General features: G+C 68.6%; 11 protein-coding genes. 1 reads left to right on the top strand and 10 read right to left on the bottom strand.

Annotated features, from left to right (window positions below):
* Positions 1 to 32: 32 nt before the first annotated feature.
* Complete coding sequence (locus DLJ59_RS18345) at positions 33 to 998, bottom strand: DUF1702 family protein (protein WP_124773864.1); 966 nt, start codon at positions 996 to 998, stop codon at positions 33 to 35.
* Positions 999 to 1259: 261 nt separating this feature from the next.
* Between DLJ59_RS18345 and DLJ59_RS18340 the strand changes: the two genes are divergently transcribed.
* The gene (locus DLJ59_RS18340) at positions 1260 to 2066 is read left to right on the top strand and encodes an AfsR/SARP family transcriptional regulator (RefSeq protein ID WP_124773863.1); all 807 of its coding nucleotides are present in this window, start codon (positions 1260 to 1262) and stop codon (positions 2064 to 2066) included.
* Between the two features lie 73 nt (positions 2067 to 2139).
* On the opposite strand, the gene DLJ59_RS18335 is transcribed toward DLJ59_RS18340, so the two are convergent.
* The 9 genes from DLJ59_RS18335 to DLJ59_RS18295 form a co-directional block, all read right to left on the bottom strand.
* Positions 2140 to 3498, bottom strand: coding sequence for a cytochrome P450 (locus tag DLJ59_RS18335; protein ID WP_124773862.1), 1359 nt, complete (start codon positions 3496 to 3498; stop codon positions 2140 to 2142).
* Positions 3495 to 3968 (bottom strand): acyl-CoA thioesterase, encoded by a 474-nt coding sequence (locus DLJ59_RS18330; RefSeq protein WP_124773861.1) that lies wholly within the window; start codon positions 3966 to 3968, stop codon positions 3495 to 3497. The genes DLJ59_RS18335 and DLJ59_RS18330 overlap by 4 nt, the downstream gene beginning before the upstream one ends.
* Positions 3969 to 4203: 235 nt before the next feature.
* Complete coding sequence (locus DLJ59_RS18325; protein ID WP_124773860.1) at positions 4204 to 4812, bottom strand: response regulator transcription factor; 609 nt, start codon at positions 4810 to 4812, stop codon at positions 4204 to 4206.
* 17 nt (positions 4813 to 4829) lie between these two features.
* Positions 4830 to 6038: a sensor histidine kinase gene (locus DLJ59_RS18320; RefSeq protein WP_124773859.1), complete on the bottom strand. Its 1209-nt coding sequence runs from the start codon at positions 6036 to 6038 to the stop codon at positions 4830 to 4832.
* Between the two features lie 275 nt (positions 6039 to 6313).
* On the bottom strand, positions 6314 to 7438 hold the full coding sequence (locus DLJ59_RS18315) for a branched-chain amino acid aminotransferase (protein ID WP_124773858.1): 1125 nt from the start codon (positions 7436 to 7438) through the stop codon (positions 6314 to 6316).
* Between the two features lie 2309 nt (positions 7439 to 9747).
* Entirely contained in the window at positions 9748 to 10563 is an 816-nt protein-coding gene (locus DLJ59_RS18310) for a hypothetical protein (protein WP_124773857.1), read from the bottom strand.
* Entirely contained in the window at positions 10560 to 13313 is a 2754-nt protein-coding gene (locus DLJ59_RS36970; protein ID WP_124773856.1) for a non-ribosomal peptide synthetase, read from the bottom strand. The genes DLJ59_RS18310 and DLJ59_RS36970 overlap by 4 nt, the downstream gene beginning before the upstream one ends.
* The gene (locus tag DLJ59_RS18300) at positions 13310 to 13735 is read right to left on the bottom strand and encodes a phosphopantetheine-binding protein (RefSeq protein ID WP_208648746.1); all 426 of its coding nucleotides are present in this window, start codon (positions 13733 to 13735) and stop codon (positions 13310 to 13312) included. Before DLJ59_RS18300 ends, DLJ59_RS36970 begins: the two co-directional genes overlap by 4 nt.
* Positions 13736 to 16087 (bottom strand): lantibiotic dehydratase, encoded by a 2352-nt coding sequence (locus tag DLJ59_RS18295; protein WP_124773855.1) that lies wholly within the window; start codon positions 16085 to 16087, stop codon positions 13736 to 13738. It lies immediately after the preceding gene.
* Positions 16088 to 16097: the final 10 nt, after the last annotated feature.

Raw genomic sequence — 16097 nt, 5'->3', positions numbered from 1 at the left:
CCGGTGACAGCTCGGGAACGAGCTGTCACCGGTCACGCGTTGTCGAAGTGTGCCCGGATCCGTTGGCGCCACAGCTCGTAGGCGGGCGCCGATCCAGGGGAGTGCACCGCCGTGGCGTCGGCGAGCGCGCCCGCCTTGTCCACGGTGAGACCGGCCAGGGTCTCGCAGGCCGCGGTGGTGTAGTCCGGCACCAGGCCAGCGTGGGTACGCGCCTTCACCGCGAACACCACGCCCAGTGCCAACTGCGCCCAGTGCTCGCCGGCGGCCCGCCGCAGGGCGGCCAGGCCCTCCGCGTCGCTTCCTCCGGCGAAGGTCGCGGCCAGCCCCACGCCGCTCCACAGGTCCGGCTGGCGGTGCTCGGCGAAACGCCCCACCGCGGCGGCGACATCGGGGACGCGGCCACCACAGATGAACCACAGGGCCCGTCCGACTCCCTGATCGACGGCTCGAAGGAAATAGTCCGGCGAACCTTCCCAGGGATAGGGCTTCGGCACCTTCTGCGCCTCGACCCAGCGCGGCGTCTCGAAATATGCGCGATCGAATCCGTACCCGTCGACAGCCAACCAGCTCATCGTCGGGTAATAGGGGTCGCCGGCGAGGTCGGGAACTGCCTTGTTCCACAACTTCCTGGGCAATCGTGCCATCGCGAAACCCATACCGATGTATGCGAGGAAAACATGGGGACGCCCGGGCCCGAGGAGCAGATCGCGGGTTCGGTGGCCACGTCCCATTGCGTCGAGAACGGTGAAGGCCATCGTCACCCCCTCGTAGGCGAATCCGCGCATCTCCTCGCTCACCAGATCCAGCCGGCGCTCGACCTCCCACTGGTCGCGGGCATCGATTCCCCACTCGAACCCGCAGATGACGGCCTGGGGCACAGCCTCCAGGTGTCGTACGCCGGGGGACGGTTCGCCCGGGAAGCCCCGTTTGGCGAAGGTCACGTCGGCGAGCTGAGGGCTCAGCATGAGCCTGCGCATCGAGCCGAAGACAGTTGGCATCTATCCACCTTCCGCGGGTGACACCGACGCGTCACCTCTCCATCGTGGCGTGAGGAATGCGGGGGTGCTTACTCTCGGTTGCTGTTCGTCGCCCGACTTCGTCACAGGCTCGGCCATTGGTGGTCGCACGTTGCGATGTCATGTTTGTGGGGTGAGTTTTTCACCCTCCTGGTCGTGACCAGATCTCTGGGAGCTGGGGTTCCGCTCGAGGGACGATCGAGCAACCGAAAGTCATCCGGTGTCAACTCTTGGAGCTGAGAAATGAACAGGGAAAATGAGAAGGTCGTCTTCCAACTGCTGGGCCCGGTGTCCGCGCACCTGAACCACCAGCCGGTGATGCCGAACGCGCCCAAGCAGCGCCAGATCCTCGTGCTGCTCGCGCTCAACGCCGGGCGGGTGGTGACCACACAGACACTCGTGGAGGAACTCTGGGGGGACCAGCCGCCACGCAGCTTCGCCACCACCCTGCAAACCTACATATTCCAGCTGAGGGCCAAGCTGGCGACGGCTGCCCGGGACCGGGACTGGGCGAGACGGCTGCTCGGCACCAGGCACTCCGGCTACCAGCTCGACGGGCAGCTGTGCGAGACCGACGTGGCAGAGTTCGACAACCTCGCACGCGCAGGTCGCAGAGCCGTGGATTCAGGAGACCCGAAAGGCAGCTCCGAACTGCTGGGTTGCGCACTGGCACTGTGGCGCGGGCCGGCCCTCGTGGACGTCCCGGTCGGCCGGATCCTGCGTGCGGAGGTCGGATCGCTCGAGGAGAACAGGATCGGCGTGCTGGAACGCCGGATCGAGGCCGACATCGACCTCGGCCGTCATGCGGACCTGTTGGGCGAGCTGACAATGCTGGTGGCCAAGCATCCGATGCACGAGAACTTCTACGCCTTGCTGATGGTCGCCTACTACCGCTCCGGGCGGGCCGGTAACGCGTTGGAGGCCTTCCGGCAGATACGGGCCGTACTCCGCGACGAACTGGGTGTGGAGCCGGGCCCGCGGCTACAGCGACTTCATCAGGCGATCCTGGCCGGCGCACTGGACTTCGAGCCGGTCTGGCTCGCGTCGTAGCCCGAACCGCCCGGCGACCTCCGCCGTCACGTCGTGGCCCCGACGGTCGGTCGCCACGGAGACGCCGCAGCGGTCAGGCCCGCCTCACCCGCACGGGCAGGCCACCGCGGATCCGGAGCGACAGCATGGCCTCGGGCACCGGGTCGGTCGGCCCGGCAAACTCGAACCGGAAGCGGCGCGCGACCATGGCCGCGATGAGGGTCGCCTCGAGCATGCCGAGGTGGCTTCCCACGCAGACCCGGGGGCCCGCCCCGAAGGGTATGTAGGCGTACCGGTGGCCGACAGGCGGGGCGTCGGCCGCGAACCTCTCCGGCCGGAACTGGTCCGGCTCGTCCCAGAAGTCGCGGTGCCGATGCAGCGTGTAGGGGCTGATCATGATGTCCGCGCCGGCAGGGACCGGGTATCCGCCGATCTCGTCGGCGGCCAGGGCCACCCTCGGTAACCCCCACACCGCGGGATAGAGCCGCATCGTCTCCTGGATGACCATCGTGGTGTACGGCAGTTTGACCAGGTCACTGTACTCCGGGGTGCGGTCGCCGAGGACCGCGATCGCCTCGGCACGCAGTCGCTCGGCCGCCCGCGGATGCCGGCTGAGCAGGTACCAGGCCCAGGACAACGTGCTGGCCGTGGTCTCGTGCCCGGCCAGGAGCATCGTCACGATCTGGTCGCGCAGCCCACGCCAGCGGGCATCGGCGTCCTGCCCGCTCTCGCTGACGCGCAGCAGCACCGACATGAGGTCGGACCCGTCCGTGCCCGTGTCATGTCTGCGGGACTCGACGAGCGTTCGCACCGCGTCTTCGATCTGCCGCTTGGCGGCGCGGAAGCGGCGGTGGCGCGGTAGCGGCATCCACAACGGCAGCGCGCCCAGCGTGACCATCTCGAACATTGCCTGCTCCTGCGCGGCCTCGAACGCGGGCCCCAGGAAGCTCAGCGGACTCAGGTCGGCGTCGAGCAGGGTCCTGCCGAGCACATCCATCGTGAGCGCGGTCATCTCCTCGGCCACATCGACGACGTTTCCGGCCTGCGCCTCCAGGCGCTCGGTCAGCTGGGCGCCGGCGTCGGCCACCACGCCGGCGAAACCCGCGATGCGCTCCCGGCGGAAGGCGGGCGAGATGACGCGCCGCTGACCGCGCCACGTCTCGCCCTCGCTGGTGAGCAGGCCGTCGCCGAGAATCCGCCGTCGAGCTTCGGCCAGGCCCAGCCCTTTGTGATAGTTGGCGGCATTGTCGGTGAGCACATGCCTGGCGTGATCCGGATGGTTGAAGAAGTAGAGCGTCTTGGGCCCCATGGAAAATCGGACCACGTCGCCGTACCTGTCGGCCGCATCGGACAGCAGACCCAGCCGGTCACCCCACAGCTTGCGCAGCAACCCGGGCGTCGCCCACGGCGGTGGCCCCGGGAAGGTCCGTCGGCCATGCGCGGCGACACTCATGCCCTGCCTCCGGTGCCGCTGCCCCGGGGTTGCGTGGTGGGGGCAACCGCGAAGGCACTCAGCGCCGACGCGAGCTGCGGCGGTACCTGTGCCGGGGTGGCGGTACCGTTGGCACCACGCAGGCACGCCACGCGTTCGCGGCACCGAGCGATCAGATCCTCCACTCCCTCGCGTACCCGCACGACGTCGAAGGCGAAGCCGATCTGGGTCTGCGTCAGCTCCTTCAGCCGCATCCGGATCGCCACCTCGTCGAAGGCAGAAACCTCGGCCAGGTGTTCGCACTCGGATTCGATCGGGCGCAGTTCCAGGTCGTCACTCAACTCGTCGAGCACGCCCGGAGCGTGTTCGAGCAGGAACATCTCGCGGCACCGGCCCTGCCAACGCGTGTAGTAGACGTTGTGGACGCTGCCAACGAGGTTCGTCTCCTCGAAGCCGACGACGTGCCGGTATTCGTAGTACTGCTTCCTCATGGCCGCCTCCGTCAGAGTCGCTTACGCAGCTCAAAGGAGCGGCAGCGCCGGTTCACCGGCTGTGCCGCAGGTTGTGCTGAACGTGGTTCTGCGTGCTGCGCCGCAGGCTGTTCTGCTGACCTGTGATCAGATTGCGGGAGGGTCGTACGCCGCTCCACCTCGGACCTTGCTCACAAAAACAGCAATCCACGATCACTCGGAGTTGCGGATTCCCGCCCGGTCGACTGTCGGCGCCCTAGGGCAGCCAGCCCGAGTCGTAAGCCATCTTGACCGCTTCAACTCGATTGCGGGCATGTAGTTTGGTGACGACCGTTGTGAGGTAGTTGCGGACGGTCCCAACCGACAGGTGCAGAGTAGCGGCGATTTCGACCGGGTCCGCACCTCTGGCCGTCATTCGCAGCACCTCGTGCTCCCGTGTGGACAGCGGGTTCTGGCCGCAGTCCCAAGCGGACAGGGCCAGCTGCGGGTCGATCACCCGGCGGCCCAGGGCGATGGCACGAATGGCGTTGGCCAGGTCCTCCGGCGGAGAGTCCTTCAGCAGAAAGCCGGACACCTGGGCGGTGAGCGCGCGGCTGACCGTTCCGGACCGTCCCAGGTTCGTGAGGATGAGGGTGCGACAGCAGGGCAGTTCGGTCCTGAGCTGTGCTGCCGCCGACAGGCCGTCCAGACCCGGGAGGTCGACGTCGAGGACCGCGACATCGGGCCGGCAGTCCAGCGCCGTGGAGACGATGTCCGCGCCGTTGTCGACGGCCGCGACCACCCTCAGGTCCCGCTCCAGTTCGATGAGGGCTACCAGCGCCCCGCGGACCATGGCGACGTCCTCGGCGAGCAGGATCCGCAGCACGCGCAACTCCCCTCAATTCACGCGGCCGGCGCATGCCGGGCCGACGACGAGCTGCATCCGACGCGATGTATCCGGGTGCCCAGGGCCGCGTCAGCCTTGACGGCGACCTCCGCGAGCACGTGGAATCGGCCGTCACCGCATACCGACGCGCTCAATGTCCCGCCGACCGCCTGCAGGCGGAAGGCGAGGTTCTCCAACCCGCCGCCGTCGCGATAGGTGGTTGCGGTCCGCGGAACCCCGTCGTTCGCGACGGAGAGTGTCACGTGTTCATCGCTCTGTTCGAGAGTGATCCAGCAGTTACGCGCACTGCTGTGCCGCAGGATGTTCGTGGTCAGCTCACGCAGAAGCATGGCGAGGACCGAGTCCACCTTGTCGGGCAGGACTCCGCAGTTCACCTCGACCCGCGCCGTGACGTTGGCGCTGGCGAACAGCGAGGCCACAGCCGCCGCCTCCTGGGCCAGCGAGATGTTGCGGTACCCGTCGGCCACCTGCCGCACCTCGGCGGCGGCCTGCCGTGCCATGGCGACCACGTCGCGCATCTCGTCGCTGGCCGTGGCCGGGTCGCTCTTCGTGAGCCGTCCGGCCAACTCGGCCCGAAGCGTGATCGCGGCCAGGCTGTAGCCGAGCAGATCGTGCAGGTCCCGGGCGAAGCGCATCCGCTCTCTGACCACGGCGAGTTGTACCGCCTCGGTGTGCCTGCCCTGCACCTGCTTGATCATCACGTTGAGGCGGCACATGCCATAGATGGTCAGGCCGATGGCCATGCTGGCCATGGCGATCGTGCCGGCGTACCGGACTCCGGGCCCTATCGTCACGGCGGCCGCGACCGTGCTCATGACCACGGTGGTGAACAGCGCCCATGCGGCTCGACCGGGAACCACGAGCAGCACCGACGCTGCGAGGAATCCCCCCGTGCCGGGCCAGACCGCGCCGACGGCCAGCATCGGCAGGTAGGTGATGAGAGCCTCGACGGCCAACAGCCCCATCCGCGGCCACGGTGGGCCCGCAGCTGTCACTCTGATGTGACGGGTCTGCAGGACTGCCAGGGTGGTGACCACGACCAGACTGACGGCCACCCGCCCCGACGGCATGGGTGCGATCAGGATTGCGCTGATCTGTACCGCAAGCAGCACGCCCAGAATCACCAGCCGCAGACGTGCCACCCCCGGCACTGCGTCTTCGCGTTGAGCCTCCTCGGCCGACGGCATGGAACTGATCAGCTTCATGGCATCTGTGATGTCATTCGGAAACCCCCGAAACCAGGTCTTCGTGGAAGGTTCAGTGGCCCATTCCTCGATGAAGGCGCTGTGGGCCTGCGACGACGCGACCGGACCGATGGCGTACCCGGACCGGCGCGTCAGATGTCGGAGCAGGTCTCGTTGCCGCAGCGCGCTGGTGGTGGCCCACGGTCATGCCGGATCGGCGGACCTGCCGATGGGCCGCCAGACGCGTGCGGAGAGATACCTCTCCTGTCGGAGCCCGACAGAAGAGTCCCTCACCGTCAGCACACGATGCGCGTCCAGCCCAGGTCATCGGGGATGCGGCCGTACTGGATGCCGAGCAGTTCGTCACGAAGTCGCATGGTCACGGGACCAGGGCGACCGTCGCCGATCGTCCACTCGTCGCTCGCCCCGCGTACGCGTCCGACCGGTGCGATGACCGCCGCCGTACCGCAGGCGAAGACCTCGGTGATCTGGCCAGCCTCGCACTGTTTGCGCCACTGCTGCACGTTGATGCGCCCCTCGCTGCGGCCGAGGCCGAGCCGCCCGCTCAGCTGGAGCAGCGAATCCCGCGTCACCCCCGGCAGAAGGGTGCCGGTCAGCGCGGGGGTCATGAGGGAGGCAGGTTCGTCGGCCGCGGATTGTTGGACGAAGCAGAGGTTCATCCCACCCATCTCCTCGACCCATGTGTGCTCGACCGCATCCAGCCAGACAACCTGGTCGCAGCCTCGGTCCACCGCCTCTCGCTGGGCGAGGAAGGCGGCGGCGTAGTTGCCGCCGGCCTTCGCGGCGCCGGTCCCGCCGGACGCGGCGCGCGCGTACTCCTGCGACAGCCACACGGTCAGTGCGGGCGGGCCGGTCCGGGTGCTGAAATAGGCGGACGCCGGGCAGGCGATCACGCAGAACAGGTAGCTGCGGGACGGGAGGGTGAACCCCAGCGTGGGCTCGGTCGCGATCATGAAGGGGCGAAGGTAGAGGCTGGTGCCCGCACCGTGCGGCACCCACTGTCGGTCCTGGCGGACCAGCAGCTCGATGGCTCTCACGAAGGTTTCCACCGGGATCTCCGGCATCGCCAGTCGCCGGGCGGAGGCGTTGAACCGGGCGGCGTTGCGCTCCGGGCGGAACAGCGCGATCGACCCGCCCTGCTGGCGGTACGCCTTCATGCCTTCGAAGATCTCTTGCCCATAGTGGAAGACGGATGCCGACGGTGGCAGAGCGATGCTCTGGAACTCTTCGAGGCGTCCGTCGTGCCACCCGCGCTCGGCGTCCCAGCGCAGGGTGATCATGTGGTCGGTGAACACCTTACCGAAGACCGGTGCGCTGAGCAGCGCTTGTCGGTCGGTGTGGGACAAGGGCTTACGGTTTGGACGCACGTCGAAATCTAGTATGACTACTGCCCTCCCCATGGCATGTAATGTGTGTTTTGGCGGCTATTTTTGTTACTGGTCAGTTGCCAGTAATTTATTCGACACAAACGACTTCTCGTCGCCGAGAAAACCGTAGGCCGGTCAGCGTCTCAGCACGAGACCCGACAATTTGCCTTCACCTGAACAGGTGCGCCAGGTAGTGCTCTTTGCGACGGGAAGGTCCGATATGCACTGATCGCCTCCCTCTCCTGGTTCAGGGGTCGTATCGAACTACCTCGACATCCATCCTAGATCGAGTGGCGTTCTTGCGTCGAGTCCCGCCGATTGGACCTCGATCGGCCACCACCTCCTGCTCCTCGACTAAGCACCAGGTCAGGGCACACCTCAAGATTTTCTTCGACCGTCAGGTGAGACGATCGGCACTGGTTCGGGGTGGAGTCGGTTGCCGCGCCTCCAGCTGGACAAGGGCGTGTCCGATCGCTCGATGCCCCTGCCGACCGGGGCAATTATCGATATCTGGACGATTTCTTCCAGAGCAACATAGGAGAGGTAATTTCCGCACCGGGAAGTGTTCACTCAAGGTCTTCGAATATCCGGCCGGCCGGGCGACATGAATTTCTATTATCCCGACGCGTCGACGCGTTGACGACGCCGATCTTCCGTCATTTTCCTGCCCCGAAGGAGGCGGAGCGTGGGCACTGAGATCCTGAGGCACACAACTGCTGGCCGAACCGTTGGTCGCATGGCGTTCGTCTCGGGTGGCCCGCCTCGCTCCGGTGCCACGACGCTGTCTCGCCACGCCACCATCGGGACCGCCTGAAGAGCGTCGACCCCCCGTCAGGCGGCGCGTCGGTCAAAGGGATCAGTCGGTATTCGATCATCGCGTCGATCGTGTTCCCAAGGGGACGGACGAGATTGGGTTCGGTGCACGTGACTCGCCGACGGGCAGGCTCCGTGGCGTCATCGACGCGTCCGAAAGTTTCACCGTGGGCCGAAGGGCGGGGGTGCGTGCTGACCGGCGGAGGATGGGTCGACGTTTGGTCTGCGCGAGGGCAGGCTTGACGGGGGCGGCCAGGAGCCGAGGTCGTCGTTGCGAGCCAGGAATCGGTCCTCGCCGGAAGCGGTGATCGGCGTACTGGCCGAGCGTTCGACATGGATACAGGTGCATCGATGATGAACACCGGGTAAATGAGTCAGTAGCTCCGGCAGGTCATTGGTGAAAGGCGTCCGACCTTCGGGTCCGTGTGGTGCCCGCTGAGCCCGTTGATCAGCGGCACCTGCGTCGGCGCGAGCCCCCGTTCAGTCGGTGCTGAAGTCGTTCGACGGGCACCGGCGCGGCGTGGACCTGGCCGTCGGCCCGCGCCCCGTCGTCGACAGTCGCCGATGGGAATGCTGGCGTCCTTCGGCACCTCAAGCGGCCACTGCCTGCGCAGGCCGGCGAGAAGGTCGAACCGCATCAGGTGCGGGACCCGCGGGGACGGCGCGACGCCGAGGTGCGCGAGGTATGGCGCGCGGACGAATAGTCAGTGTCAGTGCCCACGCCACCGACTAAGCCGGCCAGGATCGGCAGCAACTGCGGTTGGCGCTGAACAACTGAGCGGCCCGCTGTCCGTGGACTGCCCGAATCCGCGTCGAGGAGAGACGCGGCGCAGGCACTCGGGGGCTGAATGTCGACCGAATTGCCGTGACCTCATGATGAAGGAAAGTGACGGCCAAGGGGGACCTCCCGGCGAGTGTCTTCAGCCGATGAACACCAGATATGCCCGGTGCCGCAGCTCCGCAAGTCGCCTGTCGTGGCATCGTGATCCATCGTGAAGGCAAACGTGTCACTGGCCGTCGGACCGACGTACCAGTTGGGCATCCGCCACTGTGTCCCGTCTGCGAGTCGTTTTCGATCTCGCGTGTGAGCAACCACAGCCGTCGGTGTGCCGGAATCAGGGCCGCCCGCGCAGCCCCGTGACCGAACTTGACTAGCGCAAATGAGGCTAACTGGTGACGTCGCTGGCACGGCTACGAACCCTCGATCAGTGCCGGTTTCCTCCGTAGGGCAATCACCTCCCGACAGGGAACTTCCACGAGAGTGCTCCACGTTCCGCGCGGCCCGTGAGCAACTCTCAATCAGGCGAGGGCGGCTCACTTGAGATCGCCCGATCACTGGTCGGAGTCGATCCAATCCTACAATGGCCAGCGCCACGGCGATGACCCGGCGGCTTCCGCCACGGGCGACCGGGGACCCGGTTACGGCAGCCGTTTCGATAAGGAGGCGTCGGCAGATGGCTCGGCGGTGTGCGGCGGCGACGGCTGGTCGGTCAGCACAGCTAGGTCGTGGTGGACGAGAAGCTCGCTGCTTACCGCAGTGCCTCCGCCACGATACGGGCGACGGCGGGGTCGGCCAGCAGTGCCGCGCGGGACACGGGGAGGCGGTGCTTCTCGACGCCGAACCCGTCGGGCAGGTGGTGGTTTCCGGACACGATGACCGTCGCCGAGCCGCCCCGCGCCGCGCTCGCACGTCCGGCGGTGACCAGGTAGCTGAGGAAGGCGGCGAACCGCTCCGAGAACCCGCGGCTCACCTCCTCGTCGGCGTCCAACATGTCGCACACGGTCTGCACGACGCCGTCGTACAGGGCCTGGAGGCTGCGCATGGCCTCGGCGAGCTCCGCAGGAGCCTGTGTGCCGATGTTCGACCCGAGGGCGCCGGTGAAACCGGCCGCGGCCGCGAGGGCGGCCCGAATCTGGTCCTCCGACAGCAGCTCCGCATAACCCTGCACCGACGTGGCGAAGAGCTCCTGGATCAGGTCGCCGTCGACGTGACTGGGGTCGAGCAGCACGACCGGTGGCTCAGGCAGGCCCCTCGTGCGCAGCAGGTCCGCCGTCTGGCGGGCCAACGCGCCCCCGGCGCAGTAGCCGAGCACCCCGCAGACTTCCAGCCCGGCGTTCCTGACGTCGTCGAGCCAGCGACTGACGCAGCCGTGCGGATCTGTGCCGGTGACCGGGTCAGCGGTCTGCGGAGCGAACACCGGCTCCCACACGACCAGTTCCGGCGCGAGGTTGGCGACCAGGTCACTGAAGCCGGCCTCGCGACGACCGGGACCGAAGTCCACGGTGAGCAGTACGCGATCGCTGAGCCCGGGGGTGAGAACCCGCCATGTGGACTGCATCGTCATCTCGATTCGTTTGTCTGGGCAGTCGGCGCGCTGAGCCCGGCGGGTACCACGTAGGCCACCAGTTGGCGGTTGCCGGCACCGTCGTCGCGGGCCACCACCACGGCGTCCCTCACCCGGGGGTGCCGGCGCAGCAGGCTGGCGATCTCGTCCACCTCGATCCGGTGGCCCCGGATCTTGACCTGCGAATCGGCCCGCCCGAGGAACTCGAAGTCGCCGTCGAGACGCAGTCGGACCAGGTCGCCGGTCCGGTAGAGGCGCTCGGTGCCGGTCTCCGGAGGGCCGGCGACGAAGCGTTGGTCCGTCAGGCCCGGACGACCCCGGTAGCCCAGCGCCAGTCCACTCCCGCCCAGGTGCAGCTCGCCCACCACACCGGCCGGCAGGACACCACCGTCGGAGTTGAGCACCCAGGCCGAGGTGTTGCGAATCGGGCGGCCAATCGGCACGACCTCGTCGTCAGGTCCGGGACGTACCGGGGCGATCAGCGACCAGACGGTCGTCTCCGTCGGGCCGTACATGTTCCACACCTGGGAGGCGACCGCGCAGAGCCGGTTGGCCAACGGGCGGGTGAGCGCCTCGCCGCCGCAGAGCGCCAGGCGCAGTCGCAGGTGCGCCGGGGCCAGGGCCAGGACGGCGTCCCAGGTCACCGGCGTCGCCTGCATCACGGTCACCCGTTCGTTGGTGACCAGGTCGAGCAGACGTTGGGGGTCACGTGCGTCCTCCGTCGAGGCGAGCGCGATCCGTGCGCCGACCATCAGGGGCAGAAGCAGCTCCAGCACGGAGATATCGAAGGACGGGCTGGTCAGGGCGAGCATCACGTCGTCGTGGGTCAGCCCCGGGCGCTCCGCCATCGAGGTCAGGAAGTTCACCACCGCGCGATGCGGCACGTTCACGCCCTTGGGCTGGCCGGTGGAGCCGGAGGTGTAGATGACGTACGCGGGGTCCTCGCCGTCGCCCCCCGCGCTGACGGTCAGCGGCGGGCCGTCCGCGGCGTCGCCGTCGACCTCGTCCACCACGACGACCCGCGTGCCGAGGGCGGCGAAGGTGTCCGGCGCGGTGCCCGGGCCGGAGACGATCACCTGAGCCCGCGCGTCGCGCAGGATGAACTCGACCCGGCGACGGGGGTACGTCGGATCCACGGGCAGGTACGCCGCGCCGAGTTGCCAACTCGCCAGTATCGCGAGCAGGGCCTCGACGGACCGGTCGAGGTGGACGGCGACCACGTCGCCGCGGGTCACCCCCTCCCGCGCCAGCCGCTCGGCGAGCTGCCCGGCGTGCCGCCCCAGCTCGGCGTAGGTGAACCGGCGACTCCCGCTGTGCACCGCGGGCGCGTCGGGATTCTTGTCGATCGAGGCGAGCATCAGCTCCAGGGCGCTGCCCACGTCGGGCAGGGGAGTGCGTGGCGGCGCGCAGAGGCGGAGCAGGTCCCGATGCTGCTCCTCGGTCACCAGGCTGAGCTGGTCCACCGGGGTGTCCGGCGCGGCCATTCCGTGGCGGAGGAGGTTGACCATGTGCTCCAGCAGGAGGGCGGCGGTGGCCTCTTCGTAGATGTCCGCGCTGGCTTCCAGGTTCAGCAGCGTCCGCTGGTCGGCTTCGGGAGCCACGACCAGTTCGAGGTCGGTCTGGAGGGCCGCGGAGGCCAACGGCAGCCGCCGAGAGGTCAGTTCGGGCACGCCGGCGAACGCCTGCGTCGACCGTGAGGCGTTGTTGAACAGGATCTGGTAGACCGGGTTGTACGCGAGGCTCCGCTCGCGGCCCAGTTCGGCCACCACCGCGGCGAACGGTGGACGCCGGTGCACCATGGCTGTGAGTGTCTCGTCGCGTACCCGGGTGACCAGGTCGGCGAAGCTCGTGCCGGCGGGCGCCTGCACCCGCAGTGTCACCACGTTCATGAAGAGCCCGATCAGCCCTCGGAGTTCCGCCCGGTCGCGTCCGGACACCGAGGTGCCCACCAGGATGTCCCGGTCCCCACAGTGTCGGCTCAGGGTGGCCACCCACGCGGCCGACAGAACCATCGCCGGCGACACCCGGTGTCGACGGGCGAACTCCTGCAGCGCGGTGACGTCGGCATCGGTGAGCGACGCCTGCGCCGCGTGCGCCGACAGCGTCGGTCGACTCGGGCGCGGGGCCGCGCCCGGCATCGTGAAAACGGCAGGGGCGTCGTGCAGGCGCTCGCGCCAGTAGGCGAGGTCCTTTGTCCAGGAGCCGTCCGTCGCAGCTGTCCGTTCCTGCGCCACGTGCTGTTGGTAGGTGGTCGGCAGATCCGCCGGCTGCCACCGGCCGCCGTCGTGCAGCCCGGCATACGCGTCGGAGAGCTCGTCGAGGAGCACGCCCATGCCCGCCCCGTCCGTGAGGATGTGGTGCAGGACGATGAGAAGGACGTGGTGGTCGTCGCCGATCGGGTAGAGGGTGATCCGCATCAGCGGTAGCTCTGAGAGGTCGAACCGCACGGCTCTTTCTTCTTCGGCCCGGCCCTCCCACTGGTCGAGCGACGCCACCGGGACCACGCGTAGCACAGGTGGCGCGCTGTCGTGCACCGTCACGAAGGGACGGCCGTCGCGTTCGTGGAAGGTGGTGCGCAGTTGCGCGTGCCGCTCCACGACGGCTTCGGCGGCGCGGCTGAGCACCGCCGGGTCGAGCGGCCCCCGAATCTCGTAAGCCATGGTGAGGTGATGCATCACCGTGTCCGGCAGCAGCTGCTCCAGGAGCCAGATCCGCTCCTGCCCGAACGACGGCTCGCTGGTCGACCTCACGAGTCCTGCCTTCCCGCGTCGGCCGGTCCCGCGGCCAACGCTTCCCGTACCCGCGCGGCGAGGGCCGCCACGGTCGGCTGCTCGAACAGGTAACTGGCGGGCACACCGACCCCGTACGTCTTGCGCACGTGCGCGATCACCCGCATCACCTGCAGTGAGTTGCCGCCAGTTCGGAAGAAGTCGTTGTGGATGCCCACCTGGTCGCGATTGAGCAGCTGCCCCCAGAACCCGGCCAGGTTCCGCTCCAGGTCGTCGCGGGGCGAACCGTCGGCACGGGACTCGACAGTGACCGCCGGCAGAGCGTTGAGGTCCACCTTGTGGTTCGGCGTCTGCGGCAGGGCGTCCAGCGTCACGACCGCTGCCGGCACCATGTAATCGGGCAGCAGCTGACGGAGATAGTTGATCAGCTCTTCGTCGAGCACCTATTCACCCCTTCCGGTGCGAGGATCGGTGGAATTCGCGCCGGCGGCCGGATCGACAGCCACGATCCGCACCTCCGTCGTGTAGCCAGCGCCGTGACCGTCGGTCAGCCAGGTCTGGCCGACGTCCGGCAGCATCTCGGAGACGGTGAAAGTGGTCTGCCGCGCCTCGGCCGTCCGCCGTACCGCCTTGGCGAACAGATTCACCAACACCAGGCTGGTGAAGTCGACGAAGACCGGCTTGTCCTCGACCGGTACCTTGTAGAACGCTCTCTCCGGCAGGCCCAGCTCGGCGCGCCAGGCGCGAGCCGCCAGGAAGCGGTCCGGCTCCTTCTTGATGGACGCCCATCGTAGGTCGGTGGCGTCCAGCGTCCACGACTCGCGCGCGAGCACGAGCCGATCGATGGCGATGCGGGGCCGGTGCGCAGCGGTTGGCAGCGGCTTGAACCCGTTCACCGTGGCGGCCGAGAGCAGCTCGCCCACCACTTCGAGCAGGTCGAAGCGCCGGACACCGTCGCGGGTACGGACCGCCAATCGGCCGTCGGTGCGCTCCACCACGAGGCGTGCCGCCGGCAGCGGCTTTCCCGGGGTGCCGCCGGCGTCCGGGTGCAGCGACCAGTACGTGTACCGGGGCGACAGCAACGCCGACGGCGGGTAGGTGCGGGAGTTCGTTGCCTGCCAGTGCTTCGGCGAGGACAGGTAGATTCGGCGGTCGCCGTGGTCCGCCTCGTCCGCCCGGAACAGCCAGGACGGATCCTCGTGCTGCTCGACGAAGAGGCGGCTCTCGACGGTGTTCGATGCCAGGTGCAGCTCGCCGAGGACGAGCAGGAACTCGCCGCGGGCCACCGCCTCGGGCCCGTCGGCGGCGATCATCAGGTCCGGAGCGTGGTGGACGGCAGCCGCCCAGGCCGGCTCCGGGGCCGCGAAAAGCTCGGCGACCCGATCCTCGATGTCCTCGGCGCGCACCCGGTGAGAGGGCGTGTCGACGGAGGGCGCCAGGATCTCCTGCCACCGGCGTTGAAGTTCCGCGGCGACCCTCGCCACCGGTCGTGGCAGCTCCCGGAGAGAGAAGGCCAACTGCGGGGTGGCGGCCGCGACGACCGCCGCCAGCGACGGCGGGGTGTCGCCCGTGCGCGCGCGCACCGCCTCGTACGCGTCGTCGAAGATCGTGCGGTACTCGCGCGTCACCTCGGCGACGAACCAGCGCGCGCTCTGCAGCAGCAGCGCCAGCGGTGGGGCCAGCGCGTCGAGGACCGTGGCGCCGAGGCGGACGTCCACGTCGCGCACGGTGTCCTCGTAGAGGATGGTGCGTCCGGCGTAGGTCTGCCCCGGCCGCCGGGCCGCCTGCACCCCGGCGATCTCTTCGAACACCCCGGCGGCGTGTTCCAGCGCGACCACGAGCTTCGCCTCGTCGCCGGCCACCGCGGCGACCGCGTCCCGGGCGTCCAGAAGGCGGCCCACGCGATCCAGGACCTCCCTGCGCACCACCGGGTCGCCCACCCGGTCGAGCCGCTCGATCAGCTCCCGCTCGGGGTGGGCGGAGACCGCTACCTCCAGGCCGAGGTGCAGGAGCCCGCGCTCCCGCAGTGTGACGAGCTGGTCGAAGACGTCCTGCTCGGTGCGGAACTCGGGGTGGCCCGACCAGAGGAAATCGTCGGCGATCTCCCGGGCGGTCCTCACGCCGTCGCAAAGGTCGATGAGCTCGGCCTCCGCCTCGGTCAGCTGAACCGGCGGCCGGCTGCTGCGGTGCAGCGTCCGACCGACGAGGTCGAACGAGCTGACCCGGCGGGGCGGCAGCCACGGCAACAGCTGCGGGTCCTGCTCCAAGGCATGCGCGACGGCGTCCACCGCCCAGACCTCGAAGTAGGTGGTGCGTCGGGCGAGGAGATCGGGGCCGGGCGTGACGTGTGTCGCCGCGTCGTCGGCGGACCAGTGCGCCCAGCCGACCGGACCGAAGAAGCCGATGGTGTCGTTCTTGACGCAGTAGCGCTGCCAGTAGCTGGCGATCGTCGACTCGTGATTGCGGCCCCGGACGTTGCGCGGTTCCCCGGCGGCGGCCTTGTCGACACAGTCGGCGATGAGTGCCCGGTTCTGCCAGGCCACCGCCTCGCGGAACGCCGGGTCGCGGGCGATGTGGCGGATCTGCTCCGACAGTTGGGCCGTCGCGCGCTCATAGGCGGCCTGGTAGTCCTCGCGGCTGCCCTCGCCCGTCGCGGACCGGTCGGCCGCCGACGCCAGCTCGACGTTGCTGAGGCGGTCGACCTCGGCCGCCGGGAAGCCGGCGCTTCGCAGCACCGACTGCTTCCAGATCGACCAGTCGCTGCCGCCGAGGCGGAGCAGGTGCTCGCCCGTCACCGCCGGCACC

This window comes from Micromonospora inaquosa (assembly GCF_003857055.1).
In the GTDB taxonomy this organism is placed as follows: Bacteria; Actinomycetota; Actinomycetes; order Mycobacteriales; family Micromonosporaceae; genus Micromonospora; species Micromonospora inaquosa.
The sequence above is the reverse complement of the archived record's forward strand: the minus strand, read 5'-3'. Positions and strand labels throughout refer to the sequence as shown.

What these genes read in the sequence shown, in the direction of transcription:
- DLJ59_RS18320 (WP_124773859.1), bottom strand. Translation starts at nt 6,038, where the DNA reads ATGAAGCTGATCAGTTCCATGCCGTCGGCCGAGGAGGCTCAACGCGAA.
- DLJ59_RS18330 (WP_124773861.1), bottom strand. Translation starts at nt 3,968, where the DNA reads ATGAGGAAGCAGTACTACGAATACCGGCACGTCGTCGGCTTCGAGGAG.
- DLJ59_RS18315 (WP_124773858.1), bottom strand. Translation starts at nt 7,438, where the DNA reads ATGGGGAGGGCAGTAGTCATACTAGATTTCGACGTGCGTCCAAACCGT.
- DLJ59_RS18340 (WP_124773863.1), top strand. Translation starts at nt 1,260, where the DNA reads ATGAACAGGGAAAATGAGAAGGTCGTCTTCCAACTGCTGGGCCCGGTG.
- DLJ59_RS18335 (WP_124773862.1), bottom strand. Translation starts at nt 3,498, where the DNA reads ATGAGTGTCGCCGCGCATGGCCGACGGACCTTCCCGGGGCCACCGCCG.
- DLJ59_RS18310 (WP_124773857.1), bottom strand. Translation starts at nt 10,563, where the DNA reads ATGACGATGCAGTCCACATGGCGGGTTCTCACCCCCGGGCTCAGCGAT.
- DLJ59_RS18345 (WP_124773864.1), bottom strand. Translation starts at nt 998, where the DNA reads ATGCCAACTGTCTTCGGCTCGATGCGCAGGCTCATGCTGAGCCCTCAG.